The organism is Xanthomonas sp. NCPPB 3200 (assembly GCF_056393585.1).
The window spans coordinates 2,909,230-2,926,369 of record NZ_CM150785.1 but is presented as its reverse complement, the minus strand read 5'-3'; the positions used below and the strand labels follow the sequence as shown (position 1 = coordinate 2,926,369).

General features: G+C 66.7%; 16 protein-coding genes. 11 read left to right on the top strand and 5 right to left on the bottom strand.

The window, feature by feature from the left end:
• The first annotated feature begins 35 nt into the window (after window positions 1-35).
• From AC06DU_RS12740 to AC06DU_RS12690, 11 genes are all read left to right on the top strand, one after another.
• Window positions 36-1,235, top strand: a complete 1,200-nt coding sequence (locus AC06DU_RS12740) for a GumK N-terminal domain-containing glycosyltransferase (protein WP_478202573.1) — start codon at window positions 36-38, stop codon at window positions 1,233-1,235.
• A gap of 36 nt (window positions 1,236-1,271) precedes the next feature.
• Complete coding sequence (locus AC06DU_RS12735; RefSeq protein ID WP_039522111.1) at window positions 1,272-2,066, top strand: polysaccharide pyruvyl transferase family protein; 795 nt, start codon at window positions 1,272-1,274, stop codon at window positions 2,064-2,066.
• Window positions 2,067-2,070: 4 nt separating this feature from the next.
• A complete protein-coding gene (locus AC06DU_RS12730) occupies window positions 2,071-2,865 on the top strand; it encodes a WecB/TagA/CpsF family glycosyltransferase (protein WP_046343222.1) in 795 nt (264 codons plus the stop codon).
• 35 nt (window positions 2,866-2,900) lie between these two features.
• Window positions 2,901-3,362, top strand: a complete 462-nt coding sequence (locus tag AC06DU_RS12725) for a cupin domain-containing protein (protein ID WP_047128905.1) — start codon at window positions 2,901-2,903, stop codon at window positions 3,360-3,362.
• Window positions 3,363-3,454: 92 nt separating this feature from the next.
• Entirely contained in the window at window positions 3,455-4,474 is a 1,020-nt protein-coding gene (locus AC06DU_RS12720) for a TraB/GumN family protein (RefSeq protein ID WP_024937918.1), read from the top strand.
• Between the two features lie 135 nt (window positions 4,475-4,609).
• Window positions 4,610-5,641 carry a 3-oxoacyl-[acyl-carrier-protein] synthase III C-terminal domain-containing protein gene (locus AC06DU_RS12715; protein WP_478202572.1) on the top strand — a complete coding sequence of 344 codons (1,032 nt, stop codon included), beginning with the start codon at window positions 4,610-4,612 and terminating at the stop codon, window positions 5,639-5,641.
• 35 nt (window positions 5,642-5,676) lie between these two features.
• Window positions 5,677-6,525: an MBL fold metallo-hydrolase gene (locus tag AC06DU_RS12710; RefSeq protein ID WP_104622850.1), complete on the top strand. Its 849-nt coding sequence runs from the start codon at window positions 5,677-5,679 to the stop codon at window positions 6,523-6,525.
• Window positions 6,522-7,481 (top strand): NAD-dependent epimerase/dehydratase family protein, encoded by a 960-nt coding sequence (locus tag AC06DU_RS12705; protein ID WP_478202571.1) that lies wholly within the window; start codon window positions 6,522-6,524, stop codon window positions 7,479-7,481. Before AC06DU_RS12710 ends, AC06DU_RS12705 begins: the two co-directional genes overlap by 4 nt.
• Entirely contained in the window at window positions 7,472-8,626 is a 1,155-nt protein-coding gene (locus AC06DU_RS12700; RefSeq protein ID WP_478202570.1) for a glycosyltransferase, read from the top strand. The genes AC06DU_RS12705 and AC06DU_RS12700 overlap by 10 nt, the downstream gene beginning before the upstream one ends.
• A complete protein-coding gene (locus AC06DU_RS12695) occupies window positions 8,604-9,215 on the top strand; it encodes a hypothetical protein (protein WP_478202569.1) in 612 nt (203 codons plus the stop codon). The genes AC06DU_RS12700 and AC06DU_RS12695 overlap by 23 nt, the downstream gene beginning before the upstream one ends.
• A complete protein-coding gene (locus AC06DU_RS12690) occupies window positions 9,205-10,461 on the top strand; it encodes a glycosyltransferase (protein ID WP_478202568.1) in 1,257 nt (418 codons plus the stop codon). Before AC06DU_RS12695 ends, AC06DU_RS12690 begins: the two co-directional genes overlap by 11 nt.
• 136 nt (window positions 10,462-10,597) lie before the next feature.
• Here AC06DU_RS12690 and dxs read toward each other — a convergent pair whose 3' ends face one another.
• The 5 genes from dxs to AC06DU_RS12665 all read right to left on the bottom strand — a co-directional run bounded on the left by dxs (window position 10,598) and on the right by AC06DU_RS12665 (window position 16,981).
• Window positions 10,598-12,514: a 1-deoxy-D-xylulose-5-phosphate synthase gene (dxs, locus tag AC06DU_RS12685; RefSeq protein WP_160954491.1), complete on the bottom strand. Its 1,917-nt coding sequence runs from the start codon at window positions 12,512-12,514 to the stop codon at window positions 10,598-10,600.
• A gap of 368 nt (window positions 12,515-12,882) precedes the next feature.
• Window positions 12,883-13,539: an HNH endonuclease gene (locus AC06DU_RS12680; protein WP_024937910.1), complete on the bottom strand. Its 657-nt coding sequence runs from the start codon at window positions 13,537-13,539 to the stop codon at window positions 12,883-12,885.
• A gap of 459 nt (window positions 13,540-13,998) precedes the next feature.
• The gene (locus AC06DU_RS12675) at window positions 13,999-15,792 is read right to left on the bottom strand and encodes an acyl-CoA dehydrogenase C-terminal domain-containing protein (RefSeq protein WP_478202567.1); all 1,794 of its coding nucleotides are present in this window, start codon (window positions 15,790-15,792) and stop codon (window positions 13,999-14,001) included.
• 37 nt (window positions 15,793-15,829) lie between these two features.
• The gene (locus tag AC06DU_RS12670; RefSeq protein ID WP_478202566.1) at window positions 15,830-16,306 is read right to left on the bottom strand and encodes an LEA/WHy family protein; all 477 of its coding nucleotides are present in this window, start codon (window positions 16,304-16,306) and stop codon (window positions 15,830-15,832) included.
• A gap of 138 nt (window positions 16,307-16,444) precedes the next feature.
• The gene (locus AC06DU_RS12665) at window positions 16,445-16,981 is read right to left on the bottom strand and encodes a lipocalin family protein (protein WP_102251776.1); all 537 of its coding nucleotides are present in this window, start codon (window positions 16,979-16,981) and stop codon (window positions 16,445-16,447) included.
• Window positions 16,982-17,140 lie beyond the last annotated feature (159 nt).

The window sequence follows — 17,140 nt, the reverse complement described above, 5'->3', positions numbered from 1 at the left end:
CATGCTTTCTCCCACTCATTCATAGGACACGGCCCATGAGCGATACACCCGCCGCCGCTTCCGGCATTCGCCGGCCTTGCTATCTGGTCTTGTCCGCCCACGACTACCGCACGCCACGGCGCGCCAATATCCACTTCATCACCGATCAACTCGCGCTGCGCGGCACCACGCGGTTTTTCTCGCTGCGCTATAGCCGGCTGTCGCGCATGAAGGGCGACATGCGGCTGCCGCTGGACGACACCGCAAACACCGTGGTGTTGCACAAGGGCGTGGAGTGCTATCTGTGGCGCACGACGGTGCATCCGTTCAACACGCGTCGTGCCTGGCTGCGTTCTGTCGAAGATGCGATGTTCCGTTGGTATGCCGCGCATCCGCCACGCCAGTTGCTGGACTGGATGCGCGAGGCGGACGTGATCGTGTTTGAAAGCGGTATCGCGGTGGCCTTCATCGAGCTGGCCAAGCGCATCAATCCGGCAGCGAAGCTGGTCTATCGCGCTTCTGATGGCCTGAGCACGATCAATGTCGCGTCCTATATCGAGCGTGAGTTCGATCGGGTTGCACCGACGCTGGATGTGATCGCACTGGTGTCGCCGGCAATGGCGGAGGAAGTGGCAAGCCGCGACAACGTGTATCACGTCGGTCACGGTGTGGATCACAACCTGGATCAGCTGGGCGACCCGTCGCCGTATGGCGAGGGCATCCATGCGGTTGCGGTGGGCTCGATGTTGTTCGATCCGGACTTCTTCGTGGTTGCCAGCAAGGCGTTCCCGCAGGTCACGTTCCATGTGATCGGCTCGGGCATGGGCCGGCATCCCGGCTATGGCGACAACGTGGTCGTCTATGGCGAGATGAAGCACGCCGAGACCATCGGCTACATCAAGCACGCCCGTTTCGGGATCGCACCTTATGCATCCGAGCAGGTGCCTGTGTATCTGGCCGATAGTTCGATGAAGTTGCTGCAATACGATTTCTTCGGCCTGCCTGCGGTGTGTCCGAATGCCGTCGTGGGGCCGTATCAATCGCGTTTCGGCTACACTCCCGGCAACGGTGAGTCGGTCATTGCGGCCATCAGTCGCGCGCTGGAAGCACCGCGCGTGCGTTACCGCCAATGCCTGAATTGGTCCGACACCACCGACCGCGTACTGAATCCCGGTGCGTATCCGGAAACCCGTTTGTACCCGCAGCAAGGTGGCGCAGCTGTGCGTGCTTCTTCGGAGGCCGCGCTCTCGCACTGATGCGGCGCACCCAACTTTAGAAGGAGACTGCTCGTTATGGCCAATGCTTTGCTGCAGAAATGGATCGAACATGCGGAACGCCGTGCCTTGTTCTGGTGGCAGCCGAAGAACGCTGGCGTCAACATGGGCGATCATCTGTCCAAGGTGATTGTGTCCTGTGTGCTCTCCTTGCAGGACAAGACGCTGATCGAGAAGCGTGATCTCAGCAAGAAGCTGATCGCCATCGGATCGGTGCTGCATTTTGCCAAGGACGGCGACACCGTCTGGGGCAGCGGCATCAACGGCAAGATTCCCGCCGAGCGGAATACCTTCAGCACGCTCGATGTGCGTGCAGTGCGTGGTCCGAAGACGCGTCAATTCCTGCTCGATCGCGGGATCGCGGTGCCGGAAGTCTATGGCGACCCCGGTCTGCTGACACCGATGTTTTTCCCGGCCGATGCACTGGGAACGGCGAACAAGCGTCCCTTCGCCATCGTTCCGCATTTCAACGAGCCGGTCGAGAAGTACAGCGCGTACGCGGACCATCTGGTGTTTCCCAACGTCAAGCCTGCAACCTTCATGAGTGCGTTGCTGGGCGCCGAGTTGGTGATCAGCAGTTCGCTGCACGGGCTGATTCTTGCCGAGGCGTACGGGATTCCGGCGGTGTACCTGGATTGGGGCAACGGCGAGGATCGCTTCAAGTACGACGACTACTACAACGGCACCGGACGCATGCAGTGGCACTCGGGCAACAGCGTGGAAGAGTGCCTGAAGCTTGGCGGTAACGGCGATTTCGACCTGGAGAAACTGCAGGCCGGGCTGCTGGCCGCGTTTCCTTACGACCTTTGGTGATTCGATGATGCACGGCCGGCAGGTGGATACGGAGACGACAGCAACCGCCAACACGGCGATGCCGCAGGGCGTGGTGATTCCGCTCGGCGGATTTCCGGTGCTCTCCACCACGCAGGAAGCGTTTGCACTGGAGTTGTTTCACGCATTGGCCGCCCGGCAACCACGCCGGGTGTTTTTCGCCAACACCAATTTCATCGTGCAATGCCAGGCACTGCGTCTGCGGATGCGCGAGCCCAGCGTGCGCATCGTCAACGACGGCATCGGCATGGATCTGGCAGCACGCCTGATCCATGGCCGCCGCTTTGCCGGCAACCTCAATGGCACCGACCTGATTCCGTATCTGTGTCGCGAGGCCGCGCAGCCGCTCAAGTTCTTCCTGCTCGGCGGTCGTCCGGGCGTGGGCAAGACCGCTGCCGCGACCTTGACTGGAACCCTGGGCCAGCAGGTGGTCGGCATGTGCGACGGCTACGGCGAATTTGCCGCCGCCGGCGAGGGCCTGGCCGAGCGCATCAATCGCTCGGGCGCCGATGTGCTGCTGGTGGCCTTCGGCAACCCGCTGCAGGAGCGCTGGATCCTGGATCACAGCCACGCCTTGAACGTGCCGCTGGTGTTCGGGGTCGGCGCGTTGCTGGATTTCCTGTCCGGCACCGCCAAGCGTGCGCCGGATTGGGTACGGCGCGTGCATATGGAATGGATGTACCGGCTGCTCAACGAGCCGCGTCGTCTGCTCAAGCGCTATAGCTGGGATCTGCTGGTGTTCTTCCGCACCTGCCTGCGTGCGGGAAAGCACCTGCCGTGATGCATGCGCGGCGTTGGCTGGCTTAGCATGTAGGCATGCATCCAACCGCCGCCAACCTGATCCGTTCGCTCGTACTCGCCCCGCATCCGGAGGGCGGGCATTTCCGTCGCGTGTATGCGTCTGCGCGCCAGGTCACAGAGGGCGGCCAGTCGCGCCCGGCGCTGACCGCCATCCGCTTCCTGCTTGCTGCCGGCGAATGCAGCGCCTGGCATCGCGTCGATGCGGAAGAAAGCTGGCATTGGCAGCAGGGCGATGCGCTGGAGCTGTCGATCTACGACGAGGCCAGCGGACAGCTGCAACGCCTGATCCTGGATGCTGCCGAGCGCGGTGAGCCGATGCACGTGGTGCCGGCAGGGTGCTGGCAGGCGGCGCGGTCGCTTGGCGATTTCACCCTGGTGGGCTGCACGGTCTCGCCGGGATTCGTCTGGGAAGGATTCGCGCTGCTCGACGGCGCCTCGCCGCTGGCTGCGCACCTGGCCAGCCTGGATCCACGCTGAGCCATCTGCGGCTGCGGCGGCGAACATTTCCCTAACGCGGCCATGGCCGGCTTGGCGTAGTGTCCGCGTTCTCACACAGGGGGCGAGACGTGATGCGAGGCCAGCGGGCGGGGTGGGGCGTGGGAATGATGCTGGTGTCATTGCTGGCGTCGGCCAGCGATGGAACGAAGCCGCAGCCAGCCGCGCCATCGCCGCCGGCCGTGGTCGATCTGGAAGCGATGGTGGTGCGCGGCGTGCAGCCCGGCCCGGGCCTGTGGAAGGTCAGCAAGGGCGATCATGTGCTGTGGATCCTGGGCACCGTGTCGCCGCTGCCGAAGCGGCTGCAGTGGCAGTCGGCCGAGGTGGAGACGATCATCGGTCAGTCGCAGCAGGTGCTGATGGCCCCGACCGTCCAGATCGATGCGGACATGGGGTTCTTCGGCAAACTGACCCTGTTGCCCTCGGCGATGAAGGCGATGAAGAACGAGGACGGCCGCGAACTGCGCGAGCTGCTGCCGGCCGATCTGTATGCGCGCTGGTCGGTTGCCAAGGCACGCTATCTCGGCAGCGACCGTGGGGTGGAGCGCAAGCGCCCGATGCTTGCCGCCGGCGAGTTGTATCAGGCGGCGATCAAGCGCTCCGGCCTGGCGCGCTCGCCGGTGATCTGGTCGGTGGTGGAGCGTGCCGCCAAGCGCGCCGGGATCAAGCCGACCCCCACCGCGCTGGATTACAAGATCGCTGACCCGCGCCAGGCCATCAAGGAGTTCCGCGCCGGCGGCATGGACGACACCGCGTGCTTCCGCAGCATCCTGGTCACCGTCGAGCGCGACCTGCCCACGATGGTCGAGCGCGCCAACGCCTGGTCGGTGGGCGATATCGAGGCACTGCGCCAGTTGCCACGCGAGGATCCCCAGGCCGCCTGCATGAGCGCCATGGCCAGTTCCGGCGCCGCCAGGAAGCGCGGCATCGACGATCTGGAACGGCGCATGCGCGAGCACTGGCTGAGCATCGCCACCACCGCGCTGCAACGCAATCGCAGCACTTTTGCAGTGCTGCCGATCAGTCGGCTGACCGCCGCCGATGGCTATCTGGCGCGCTTGCAGGCGCTGGGATACGCAGTGGAAGCGCCTTGAAACATCGGCACGACTGCCCGGCGGTTGTGGTCTGGAACGCGGTGGCGATCGACTGACCGATCGCCGTCCTCGCAGGCAGGCGATGCGCATGGCGCACTCCGGCGATCGATCGGCTCGGCCCACGCCAGCCACGGTATGCTGCGCGCCTTGTCCAACGAGACCTCCGTGTTGAACGCATTGCCGCTGCGCATTCTGGGCACCGGGCGCCATGTCCCCGCCACGGAGGTGACCTCGCAACAGCTGGATCAACGCTGGCAGCTGCCGGCAGGCACCACCTTCGCGCGCTCGGGAGTGGCCACGCGCCATTACGTGGGCGAGGGCGAGACGGCTTCGTCGATGGGTGCGGCGGCGGCGACCCAGGCGCTGGCAAGCGCGGGCATCGACCCCGGTCAGATCGATTGCCTGATCTCGGCCTGCAGCGTCATGGAGCAGCCGATTCCCTGCCAGGCGGTGCTGATCCAGCGCGCGCTCGGGCTGGGCGATTCGGGCATTCCGGCCTTCGACGTCAATGCGACCTGCCTGAGCTTTCTGGTGGCGCTGGACATGGCCGCGAATGCGTTGGCGCTCGGGCGCTACCGGTGCGTGTTGATCGTTTCCAGCGAGGTGGCGTCGGGCGGGCTGGATGCATCGACGCCGGCCACCGCCGGCTTGTTTGGCGATGGGGCGGCCGCGGTGGTCGTGGGGCGCAGCGCCGCCGATGACGGCTCGGCACTGCTGTCCAGCCGCCTGTCCAGCTACGGCGATGGCGCGGAGCTGTGCCGCATTCGCGGCGGCGGCACCCGCTATCCGCGCGGCGAAGAACAGTCGCCCGAAGCCTTGCGCAGCTTCAGCATGGATGGGCGCGGCGCCTACCGGTTCGCGGCGCGCCATCTGCCTGCATTCTGGGAATGGTTGCTGGGCGAGGCCGGCACCACCACGGCAGCGTTGCGCTGCCTGGTCCCGCACCAGGCCTCCGGGGGCGGCCTGGATCATGTGGTGCAGGCGCTGGGGCTGCGCCCCGATCAGGTGATTCGCATCCTGCAGGCCACCGGCAACCAGGTCGCCGCCTCGCTGCCGCATGCCTTGCATCACGCCCGGATCGAACAGCGCATGCAGCGTGGCGATCTGGTTGCGCTGCTCGGCACCGGTGCCGGGCTGGCGATCGGCGGCATGGTGTTGCGGTACTAGGGCGTGTGCGCATGTTCCGACCAGGTCGCGCCCTGATGCCGCCGCGCGTGTCGCTCGAGTTGCTGCGCATCGGCCACTGCCGCCATTGCGAGCGCATGGTGCGTGCGGACGGCCACTGGCATGCCGTGGAATTTCCCGCGTTGAGCGTGCTGATCCGGCATCCGCAGCGCGGCGCGCTGTTGTACGACACCGGGTATGCCGAGCATTTTTTCCGCGCGACCGATCCCTGGCCCGAGCGCCTGTATCGCTGGACCACGCCAGTGCACCTGCCCGCGCACGAAACGCTGGGCGCACAGCTGGCACGCCGTGGCGTGCAGCTGGAGGAGATCGCCTGGTGCCTGATTTCGCACTTCCATGCCGATCATGTCGGCGGTCTGCGCGATCTGCCCAACGCGCGCTTCCTGTGCCTGCGCGCCGACTATCAACAGCTGCGCAGTTGTTCGCGCCTCGGCGGCCTGCGGCGTGCCTTGTTGCCGCAGCTGCTCCCCGAGGATTTCGATCGACGCCTGCAGTTTGCCGAGCAGGCGCCGTTGCGTGCGCTGACCGGCGCCTGGCAAGGTCTGGGCGCGGCCTACGATCTGTTCGCAGACGGCAGCGTGCTGGCCGTGCCGTTGCCCGGGCACGTGCCCGGGCAGATGGGCCTGTGGTTGCGCGATCAGCACGACCGCGAGGTATTGCTGTGCGCCGACGCGGTGTGGTCGTCGGCGACCTGGTCTGCGCTGCAGTGGCCTGCCTGGCCCACACGTTTGTTGATGCACGACTGGCGCGCGTTCCGGCGCACCGTGCAGCAGCTGCACGCGCTGTCGCATGCACACCCGGAGTTGGCCATCCTGCCGTCGCATTGCCAACCCAGTCTTGACCGTTATCAACCGGAGTGGCGATGAGCCTGCGTATTCTCGTGACCGGTGCATCCGGCTTTGTCGGTGGGTCCTTCCTGCGACGTTTCCAGGGCCAGCCGGGTGTGGAGATCCACGGCATCGGGCGCCGCGCCAGCGATCTGCCCAACTACCATCGCATCGATCTGAGCCGGCCGTTCTCGTTGCAGTGGCAGCCGGATGTGGTGATCCACGCTGCGGCATTGGCCTCGCCGTGGGGCACGCGTGCGCAGTTCCAGTTGCACAACGTCCAGGCCACCGCCAACGTCATCGACTTCTGCAAGCGCCATGGCTGCCCGCGTCTGCTGTATGTGTCGTCCAGTTCGGTGTTCTATCGCGAGGAGCATCAATACGACCTCAGCGAGGACAGCCCGATCGGGCCGACGTTCGTCAACACCTACGCGCAGACCAAATACCTTGGCGAAACGCTGCTCCAGCAGTATCCGGGCGACAAATCCGTGCTGCGCCCGCGTGCGGTGTTCGGGCCGGGAGACACGGTGCTGTTCCCGCGGGTGATCGCCGCTGCGCGCAAGGGTGCGCTGCCACGCTTCGTCGGCCAGACGCAGCCGGTGATCGGCGACCTGATCTACATCGATACGCTGTGCGATTACCTCTATCGCGCGGCGACCGCGCCGCAGTTGCAGCCGTCCTACAACCTCACCAATGCGCAGCCGGTGGATCTGCAGCAGTTGCTGTTGGACCTGCTCACGCGCCTGCAGCTGCCGCTGCCGCGACGCGAGGTGCGCATCGCCACCGCACTGCGCATGGCCAGCGTGGTGGAGGCGGCGTATCGCGTGCTGCGCCTGCGCGGCGAGCCGCCGATCACGCGCTTCGGCGTGGGTGCGTTCGCCTATTCCAAGACCTTCGACCCACGCCGCACGCTTGCCGATCTCGGGCCGCCCAGCGTCAGTCTGGAACAAGGCATCGAGGCATTCGTGCGTTGGCAGGCGGCGCAGTGGGCGTAGTCGTTCCGATAGTGGCAGCTGCCTATCTGGCGGTGCTGATGGTCAAGACGGCTGCAGTGCTGTGGGTGCTGCGTGGTGCACGCGCACTGCCAGCGGGTGGCGCCAGCGCAACCCAGGCCGAGGTGGCGATCCTGCAGCCGGTGCTGGGGGGCGATGCGCATTTGCAGCAGGTGCTTGCGGCCAACCTGCAAGCGCTGCCGGACGCGCAGTTTGTCTGGTTGCTGGATGCAGACGACATCCCGGGAAATAACGTTGCCGACGCCCTGGTCGCGCTGCATCCGCATGCACGCATCCAGCGCATGCGAGTGCCGGCCGCGCCAGCCGGGATCAACCCCAAGGCCTGGAAGCTCGAGCACGCGCTGGCGCATGTGCGCGCGCCGATCAGCCTGGTCCTCGACGACGATGCGCAGCTGAGCGCCAGCGCGCTCACACGCCTGCTGCAGGATCTGGCCGACGCCGATATGGTCACCGCGTTGCCGTACTACCAGGACAGCGCCACGCTGCCAGGCCGGCTGTTGTCGCAGTTCGTCAACAACAATGCGGCACTGACCTACCTGGGCTGGCTGCCGTTCGCCGCGCCGCTGACCATCAACGGCATGTGCTATGCCGCGCGTACCGAGCAACTGCGTGCCTGGGGCGGGTTTGCCGCGTTACTGCAACAGCTCACCGACGATCTGGCCGTTGCCACCTTGGTGCGTGAGCGCGGCGGGCGACTCCGCCAATCCGTCGCACCGGTGGCGATGCGCACCGCGATGCCGGATCTGGCCAGCTACGCACGCCAGATGCATCGATGGATGCTGTTCGCGTTGATCCTGCTGCGTCGGCAGAGCGTGGGCGTGCGTTCGGCGATCGGCGTGCTGCAGGGGCTGCCGCCGTTGCTGCTGCTGGCCTTGCTGGCCTGTGCCTGCGTGCAGGCGAGCTGGCCGGCGCTGGCCTGGGTGCTGGGCACCGTGCTGCTGCGCGCGCTGCTGCTGTGCCTGGTGCAATGGCGGGTGAGCGGTGCGGTTCGCCACCGTCCGCTGCTGTCGGTTGTCGCGGAGTGCCTGCAGCCGCTGCATCTGCTGCATGCGGCGCTGGTGCGCACGATCCGCTGGCGCACCCGGCGTTATCGCGTGTTGCCGGATGGGCGTTTCCGTGCGGACTGACGGCGCCAGCCTGCAGATCGCCTTCCTCACCGGGCAAAGCGATCCGGAGAGTTGCGCATTGAGCATGCAGCAACAGCATTTTCTGCAGCAGCTGCAAGGCCCGGGCCGGCGGCTGATCGACTGCAATTATCCGTATCGCTCCGCTAGTCCAACTTACCGGCACATGCCGCTGTGGCGCGCCAGCGTGTCCAACGCGCACCAGTATCTGGCCGCACGCGCCGCACGCGTTGCCGATGCGGATCGCATGCGCGTGGTGGCGCTGCTGGAGCAGGCACCGACGACGGTGCTGCTGGCCGGCAGTTGTGGCCTGCAGTTGCTGACAGCGTTGCAGCTGCCGCTGGCGCTGCGCACGCGTCTTGCGGTGTTCGCCTATGGCCCGGTATGCAATGCGCCTGCCACGTTCGGGCAGCTGTGCGTCATCCAGGGCAGCGGCGACTGGATCTCGCGCGCGCTGTTCGCCGGTGCGCCCGATCTGATGCCTGCCTGCGGGCATCTGCACTATCTGCGCGATGCGGCAGTGCTGGCCGAGTGCCAGGCCTTCATCGCGCAGGTCGAGCAGGCAGTGCAGGGGAGGGAACATGCGCATTGATCTGATCGCGCCGCCGTATAGCGGGCATCTGCATCCGATCCTGGCGATCGCCCGGCAGCTGGCGCCACATCACGATGTCCAGGTCATCAGCACGCCGGCGGCACTGGCGCGCATCCGTGCATGCGGACTGAGCGCGGTCAGCGTGCTGGATGCACAAGCCGACCGGCAGTTGCTCGATATCGCCAATCCACCGCATGCGGTAGGCCACAATCCCTTGCGGCTGCGCCGACAGTTGCACAGCGCGCTTGGCCTGATGGCGCGGGTGGGCGATGCGGTACGGCAGCACTGGCGCGAGCGGAGGCCGGACCTGGTGATCGCCGATTTCACCCTGCCCAGCGCGGGGCTGGCAGCGCAGGCGATGGGCATCGCCTGGTGGACCAGCATGCCGTCGCCATGCGTGATCGAAACCGGCGACGGGCCTCCGGCGTATTTCGGCGGCCTGCTTCCGCCATCCACGGCAGCGCAGCGGATCTGGCAGGCGATGGCGCGGCGGCTGACGCGCGGCTTCAAACGGAGCCTGCACCTGTGCTACCGCCGTCAGATGCGCGCATCCGGATTGCCGGCGATCTATCGCAGCGATCGCAGCGAGGCGGTGTATTCGCCGCACTGCATCCTGGCCCTGGGGCTGCCGTCGTTCGAGTTGGCGCGGCGCTGGCCGGCGGCGGTGCGCTTCGTCGGTCCGCAGCTGTGCACGCCGCCCGCGGCGGTTGCGCCGCCGCAGTTCGTCCCCGGTCGTCGGCATGTGCTGGTGACGCTGGGCACGCATCTGCAATGGGTCAAGCAGCGGATGGACCAGGTGCTGCGTGCCGTCGCAGTGCAGTTTCCGCAGGTGATCTTCCACTTCAGCGATGGCGATACCGCCGCGCCGCCAGCGCAGACGCACGGCAACTACCAGCGCCTGCCGTACGTGGACTACGCGCAGCAGCTGCATCGCTACGAGCTGGTGGTCCACCATGGCGGTGCCGGCATCCTGTATGCCTGCCTGGCCGCGGGCTTGCCGTCGATCGTCTACCCGCTGGATTACGATCAGTTCGACCATGCCGCGCGTCTGCACAGCGCAGGTGCGTCGTGGTGGCTGCGCGAGCTGGACGGCCTGCCTGCGCTGTTGCGCGAGGCACTCGCTGCCACCGAGCTGCCAGTAGGCGTGCGTAGATTGCAGACGGAGCTGCACGGCATCGATGCGCAGGCGCGCATCCTGCGGCTGGTGGAGGCGTTTGCACGCACCGGGGCGGTGCCGCAGGTGTGATGCGTTATCGCGCGGGATCGGTCGTGTTGCGGGTCACTACATCGGCGTCAGCATGCGGCATCCGTCATTGCCGGCACGGGCAGGCGATTCTGCAACCGCCTGCCGCAACTGCCGCCGTGTGTGACCCGCGCAGGCCTCAGCCTGCAGCGGCATTCAACGCGGGCGGCTTGCCTGCCATCAGCTGCGGCCAGCGCTTGAGCACGGCGGCGCGGATGCCGGCCTGGTCGATGCCGGCCTCGGCCAGCAGGTCTTCGCGGCTGGCGTGGTGCTGGAAGCTGTCCGGCAGGCCCAGGTGCAGCATCGGCATGGTGACCGCTTCTGCGTTGAGCAACTCGGCCACGCCCGAGCCGGCGCCGCCGGCAACGACGTTGTCTTCGATGGTGACGAAGCCTTCGTGGCTCTTGGCCAGCTCCAGCAGCATGGCTTTATCGAGCGGTTTGACAAAGCGCATGTTGACCACGGTCAGGCCGAGTTCGCGGCCGACCGCTTCTGCGGCATCGACGCTGGCGCCGAAACCCAGCAGGGCGATGCGTGTGCCGCTGTGACGCAGCTGCGCCTTGCCGATCGGCAGGCTGGTGAGCGATGCGTCGAGTGCGCTGCCCGGGCCGGTGCCGCGCGGGTAACGCACTGCCGCCGGGCCTTCGTAATGCACGCCGGTGGTGAGCATCTGCCGGCACTCGGCCTCGTCGGCCGGCGCCATCACCACCATGTGCGGGACGCAGCGCAGGAAGCTCAGGTCCAGGTTGCCGGCGTGGGTGGCGCCATCCGGGCCGACCACGCCGCCGCGGTCGATCGCGAACAGCACGTCGAGCTTCTGCACCGCGACGTCGTGCACCAGCTGGTCGTAGCCGCGCTGCAGGAAGGTGGAGTAGATCGCCACCACCGGTTTGGCGCCCTGGGTCGCCATGCCGGCGGCCAGCGTCACCGCGTGTTGCTCGGCGATCGCCACGTCGAAATAGCGCTGCGGATATTCCTTGCTGAAACGCACCAGGCCCGAGCCCTCGCGCATTGCCGGGGTGATCACCAGCAGCCTGGGTTCGGCCGCGGCCATGTCGCAGACCCAGTCGCTGAAGACATCGGTATAGGTCGGCTTCTTGGCGCCGGCCTTGGCGACCAGGCCCTTGCTCGGATCGAACGGGCCCACGGCGTGGTAACCGATCTGGTCGCCTTCGGCCAGTTCGTAGCCCTTGCCCTTGGTGGTGATCACGTGCAGCAGCTGCGGGCCCTTGAGCGTCTTCAGGGTCTTCAGCGCGCCGACCAGGCCGGGCAGGTCGTGGCCGTCGATCGGGCCGGTGTAGTGGAAGCCCATTTCCTCGAACAGCGTGGACGGCACGAACATGCCCTTCCAGTGTTCTTCCCAGCGCCGCACGAAGCGCGCGGTGGGGTTGTTCTTCTTGTCGCCGAGGATCTTCTTGCCGCCCTCGCGGATGGCGTTGAGGGTGCGGCTGCCGCTGGCACGCCCCAGCATCTTGGTCAACCCGCCGACCGCTTCGGAGATCGACATGCGGTTGTCGTTGAGGATCACCAGCAGGTTCGGCTCCGGGTCCATGCCGCCGGCGTGGTTGAGCGCCTCGTAGACCATGCCGGCGGTCATCGCGCCGTCGCCGATCACCGCCACCACCTTGCGCTCGTCGCCGCTGCGCTGCGCGGCGATCGCCATGCCCAGCGCGGCCGAGATCGAAGTCGAGGAATGCCCGACGCCGAAGGTGTCGTAGACGCTCTCTTCGCGCTTGGGGAACGGCGCCACGCCGTCCTTTTGCTTGACCGTGTGGATCTGGTCGCGACGGCCGGTGAGGATCTTGTGCGGATAGGTCTGATGGCCCACATCCCACACCAGCTGATCGACCGGGGTCTGATACAGGTAGTGCAGGGCGACGGTGAGCTCGATCACGCCCAGTCCGGCCGCGAAATGCCCGCCGCTCTTGCCCACCGATTCGATGAGGTAGGCGCGCAGCTCTTCGGCGATCGCGGTCAGATCGGCCTCGTCGAAAGTGCGCAGATCGTCGGGGGTCTGGATGCGGGACAGGCGCGGATAGCGGGTGGAGTCGATCATCATCGTGTCAATGTTCTGAAGCCGTATTGTCCTCCCCATGCGAAGGCCCGGCAAGCAAACCGGTTCAGCTGTCAGCGGGAAGTGATGGCCGAGCGCGCTGGCAGCGCAGGCGGGCGCGCCGGGTTTCCAGGGCTGCGGCAATCTGCCGCACCTGGGTCAGCGGCCTGGGGATAGGTCAGGGTTGCCTGGCCGTCGTATGGCTCGCGGATGAAGCCGGTGCACAGGGGATAACGGGTACGAGGCCATGCGAGGCAATGCGCCGTCGTGGGCCGATCGCTCGATACTGTCGACGATGCCTTTCTCTCGATCGGCCATTGCCAACGGTCGTATTTGGCGCTTGCAACATCACGCCGCGCCGGTATGGCGGACTACAGCGACAGTTTCGAGCGCTTGGGCAATTGCGCGCGCAGGAACGCCATCTGGTCGGAGAGGATGTTGCGGTTGGACAGGATCAGATGTTCGATCCAGCTCGGCCGGTACGGCACGGCCAGCAACGGCATATGCGCCTGCTGTGGCGTCCGGTTGGCCTTGCGCGAGTTGCACTGGAAGCAGGCGGTGACCACGTTTTCCCAGCTGTCGCGGCCGCCCTTGGAGACCGGCATGACGTGATCGCGGGTCAGCTGCGGGCGACTGAAGTGCTGGCCGCAATACATGCACAGCTGCGCGTCGCGCGCGAACAGGGCGGTGTTGCTGAGGGTCGGCGTCGGGTCCAGCGCACGTGAACGGGCATGCCCGCGTGCGGCGATGATGGGATGCAGTTCCAGCACGCTGCGCTCGCCGGTCAGGCGCGAGACGCCGCCATGGATCTGCATGCAGGGCTCGCCCAGCGTCCAGGACACCGCATCGCGTGCGTACAGACAGGCGGCGTCCTGCCAATTGATCCAGTCCAGCACGCGGCCATGCGCATCGAGCGACAGCAGGCGCAAGGTGGGAAGTTGCTGGATCGCAGCGACAGCGCTGCCCGCGACCGGAGCAGAAGAGCCTCCGGGGAAGATCACATCACCTGCGTGCGTGTCTGTCTCCATCGGGAAAACAGCTTATACCCGATCGTTGACAGTTTGTGTATCGCAGCGAACGGCTTTGGTGCGCGTCTTGCAATCATCGGTCGGCACGTCTCCGCGCAGACGCCCCGGCCGCCACGCTGCGCAACCATCTTCTGACGCCTTGCAGGCCTTGCTTAGCCGTGTAGGAGCGCACCCGGGCGCGACGTCTCGTCGATCGGCACTGCCTCGTCGCGGCCAGGTCCGCTGCTACGACCGCGGCGGAAATCCTGGAATGTTGCCGTAGGAGCGCACCCGGGCGCGACGTCTTGCCGAGCGGTACTGCCTCGTCGCGGCCAGGTCCGCTCCTACGACGGCGGCGGAAATCCTGCGGTGTTGCCGTAGGAGCGCACCCGGGCGCGAGGTCTTGCCGATCGGTACCGCCTCATCGCGGCCATGTCCGCTGCTACGACCGCGGCAGCCCACCGCGATGATGACGCTTGCTTAGGCTTCGCCGAACAATTCCGCTTCCAGCGTCATCAACGGCGCTGCGCCGCTGCGGATGGTGGCGGCATGGGTCAGCGTGCGCGGCAACATGCGTGCGAAGTAGAAGCGGGCGGTTTCGCGCTTGGCGCGCTTGAACTCCTCGCTGTGCGCGGAAGCATCGGCAGCGGCCACGCTACGCGCCCACCAGTACGCCAGCAACACATAGCCGGAATAGAACAGGTAGTCGTAGCTGGCGGCACCGAGTTCGTCCGGGTTGCGGGCGGCGCGATCGAGCACGTCGCGGGTCAGCATCGCCCACTCGCTGCACTTGTCGCGCAGCGGCTTGATGAACTCGGCCAGCGCGGCATTGCCTTCCTGCGCATTGGCGAAGTGTTCGACATCGGCCAGGAACAGCTTGAGTCCTGCCGCCTGGCTGGCAGCGGTCTTGCGGCCGATCAGGTCCAGCGCCTGGATGCCGGTGGTGCCTTCGTAGATGGTGGTGATGCGTGCGTCGCGGGCCAGCTGCTCCATGCCGTATTCGCGGATATAGCCGTGTCCGCCGAAGCACTGCAGCGCGTGGTAGGCGTTCTCGATCGACCACTCGGTCTGGCAGGCCTTGGAGATCGGGGTGAGGAAGCTCACCAGGGTCTCGGCGTCGGCGCGTTCCTGCTCGGTGGTGCCGCGGTGGGCCACATCGACCAGGCTGGCCGCGTGCAGCGCCAGCAGGCGGCTGCCTTCGGTCAGCGACTTGATGGTCAGCAGCATGCGGCGCACGTCCGGGTGCACGATGATCGGGTCGGCCGGCTTGTCGGGGAATTTGGCACCGCTGAGCGCGCGCGATTGCAGGCGCTCGCGGGTGTAGCGCAGCGCGTTCTGATACGCACGCTCGGACAGGCCGATGCCCTGCAGGCCCACACTCAGGCGCGCGGTATTCATCATCGTAAACATGGCCTGCAGGCCCTTGTGCGGCTGGCCGACCAGATAGCCTTGCGCGCCTTCGAAGTTCATCACGCAGGTCACCGAGCCCTTGATGCCCATCTTGTGCTCGATCGAGCCGCAGTGCAGCGCATTGCGTTCGCCCACGTTGCCGTCGCGGTCCACCTTGAACTTGGGGGTGACGAACAGCGAGATGCCCTTGGCGCCGGCCGGTGCGTCCGGCAACTTGGCCAGCACCAGATGCACGATGTTGTCGGTGAGGTCGTGCTCGCCGGCGGTGATGAAGATCTTGGTGCCGGTGATGGCATAGCTGCCGTCGGCGTTGGGCTCGGCGCGGGTCTTGAGCAGGCCCAGGTCGGTGCCGCAATGCGGCTCGGTCAGGCACATGGTGCCGGTCCAGCGGCCGTCGGTCAGCGGCTTGAGGAACGCTTCCTGCTGCCACGCCTCGCCGTGCTGGCGCAGCGCTTCGCTGGCGCCGTGCGAGAGCAGCGGGAAATTGCCCCACGCCAGGTTGGCCGAGTTGATCATTTCGCTCAGCGGCACGCCCAGGGTGTGCGGCATGCCCTGGCCGCCGAACTCCGGCTCAGCGGTCAGGCCGTTCCAGCCGCCTGCCACGAACTGGTCGTAGGCCGCACGGAAGCCGGGTGGGGTGGTCACCGCATGGGTGCTCTTGTCGAAGGCACAGCCGATTTCGTCGCCGATGCTGTTGAGCGGCGCCAGCACCTGCGCGGTGAAGCGGCCGGCTTCTTCGAGCACGGCGTCGATGATGTCGGTGCTGGCGTCGGCATAGCCGAGCCGGGCGAACAGGGCCTGCGCGCCGAGCACGTCGTGCAGGGCAAAGCGGAAATCGGTCAGCGGGGCGGTGTAGCTGCTCATGCGGGATCCTTCAAACGAGTGCGGGAAGGCGTGCGCATTAGCGCAGCACGCCGTTGAGGCCGGGGGCTGGGCTGAGCGTGTTGCGCGACTCGACGCTGAAGTCGCGCTGCTTCTTGTCCTGCGGCGTCGCCCACACCGTGCCCTTGAGCGAGTAAGGCAGCGAGCGGCCGCCGGCGAGCACATCGGCCACGGTGAGTCGGCCCAGCGAGGTCGGCTGCACGCTGACGGTCACCACGTCGGCGGTTTCAGGGCCGATCGAGATGCCGACGCTCTGGTCGAGCTTGCCGGCCAGCTGATCGCCGGTGGAAATCTCCAGCGCCACGCGCTCGAACTGCATCGGGATGCTGCTGTAGTTCTGCAGCCGCAGATCGACCGACCAGGAGCCATCGGCACGCACGGTCAGTTGCTGGATGCTGGCGGCTGGCTCGGACACGCGGCGGATCGCACCGCCGCAGGCGCTCAGCAGCAGGCCGCAGGCCAGCGACACGATCAGGAGACGGTAGGCACGACGCATGTACTGAGGTCCTTGGCGGGTGTAAGGCGGCGCCAAGAATACTACGCAGTACGGACGCTGCCTTGCTGCCTTGCGGCGTGTCCGTGCGCAGGCGTTGCGGCACACCACGCGGCACGGCCTGCGTTCAGGCTGCTGGCGTCAACGCAAGGGCGCAGCCACGATCAGCGGCGACAGGTCATAGCCCATCTGCGTGGCCTGACGCTTGAGTTGCTCGAGCTGCGCGCGCGGCATCTGTGGCGAGCGCGACAGGATCCACAGGTATTTGCGATCCGGCTCGCCGACCACCGCCCATTGGTAGTCCGGGTCGAGCGCGATCACCCAATAGTCGGCCCACACCAGCGGCAACCAGCTCAGCCACTCCGGCGCAAAGCGCACCTGCAGCTGCCCGGGCCGGCCCTCGACCGGCCGTGCCACTCCCTCGGCCTGGGTCAGCTCGCCATCGGCGCTGCGGCAGCCGTTGCGCACGCCGATCAAGCCATCGTCGCGCAAGGTGTAGCTGGCGGTGATGTCGCTGCGGCACTTCTTCTGGAACGACACCGGAAGATGCGCGATCTCGTGCCACTGCCCGGCGTAGCGGGAGATGTCCAGTTGCGGCACTGCGCGTACCGGCTGTTGGGCCGCGGCCATCAACGGCAGCAGCAAGGCGAACGACAACAGCAGGCAGGGCAGGCGCATGACATTCTCCTCGGGACCTGCGCAGGCTAGGCCATGCCGCCTTCCGCGCGGTGTGAACCGATGCAGGAAAGCGCGGTCGCCGCGCCGGCCCGCAACAAAGTTCATCGCAACGCTTGCTCAAACTGCGCCTGCTCGCTATGATGCGCGTCCTCGCAACGC

What these genes read in the sequence shown, in the direction of transcription:
- AC06DU_RS12695 (WP_478202569.1), top strand. Translation starts at nt 8,604, where the DNA reads ATGGGCGTTTCCGTGCGGACTGACGGCGCCAGCCTGCAGATCGCCTTC.
- AC06DU_RS12730 (WP_046343222.1), top strand. Translation starts at nt 2,071, where the DNA reads ATGATGCACGGCCGGCAGGTGGATACGGAGACGACAGCAACCGCCAAC.
- AC06DU_RS12690 (WP_478202568.1), top strand. Translation starts at nt 9,205, where the DNA reads ATGCGCATTGATCTGATCGCGCCGCCGTATAGCGGGCATCTGCATCCG.
- AC06DU_RS12670 (WP_478202566.1), bottom strand. Translation starts at nt 16,306, where the DNA reads ATGCGTCGTGCCTACCGTCTCCTGATCGTGTCGCTGGCCTGCGGCCTG.
- AC06DU_RS12720 (WP_024937918.1), top strand. Translation starts at nt 3,455, where the DNA reads ATGCGAGGCCAGCGGGCGGGGTGGGGCGTGGGAATGATGCTGGTGTCA.
- AC06DU_RS12740 (WP_478202573.1), top strand. Translation starts at nt 36, where the DNA reads ATGAGCGATACACCCGCCGCCGCTTCCGGCATTCGCCGGCCTTGCTAT.
- AC06DU_RS12675 (WP_478202567.1), bottom strand. Translation starts at nt 15,792, where the DNA reads ATGAGCAGCTACACCGCCCCGCTGACCGATTTCCGCTTTGCCCTGCAC.
- dxs (WP_160954491.1), bottom strand. Translation starts at nt 12,514, where the DNA reads ATGATCGACTCCACCCGCTATCCGCGCCTGTCCCGCATCCAGACCCCC.
- AC06DU_RS12705 (WP_478202571.1), top strand. Translation starts at nt 6,522, where the DNA reads ATGAGCCTGCGTATTCTCGTGACCGGTGCATCCGGCTTTGTCGGTGGG.
- AC06DU_RS12710 (WP_104622850.1), top strand. Translation starts at nt 5,677, where the DNA reads ATGCCGCCGCGCGTGTCGCTCGAGTTGCTGCGCATCGGCCACTGCCGC.
- AC06DU_RS12680 (WP_024937910.1), bottom strand. Translation starts at nt 13,539, where the DNA reads ATGGAGACAGACACGCACGCAGGTGATGTGATCTTCCCCGGAGGCTCT.
- AC06DU_RS12715 (WP_478202572.1), top strand. Translation starts at nt 4,610, where the DNA reads ATGCTGCGCGCCTTGTCCAACGAGACCTCCGTGTTGAACGCATTGCCG.
- AC06DU_RS12665 (WP_102251776.1), bottom strand. Translation starts at nt 16,981, where the DNA reads ATGCGCCTGCCCTGCCTGCTGTTGTCGTTCGCCTTGCTGCTGCCGTTG.
- AC06DU_RS12725 (WP_047128905.1), top strand. Translation starts at nt 2,901, where the DNA reads ATGCATCCAACCGCCGCCAACCTGATCCGTTCGCTCGTACTCGCCCCG.
- AC06DU_RS12735 (WP_039522111.1), top strand. Translation starts at nt 1,272, where the DNA reads ATGGCCAATGCTTTGCTGCAGAAATGGATCGAACATGCGGAACGCCGT.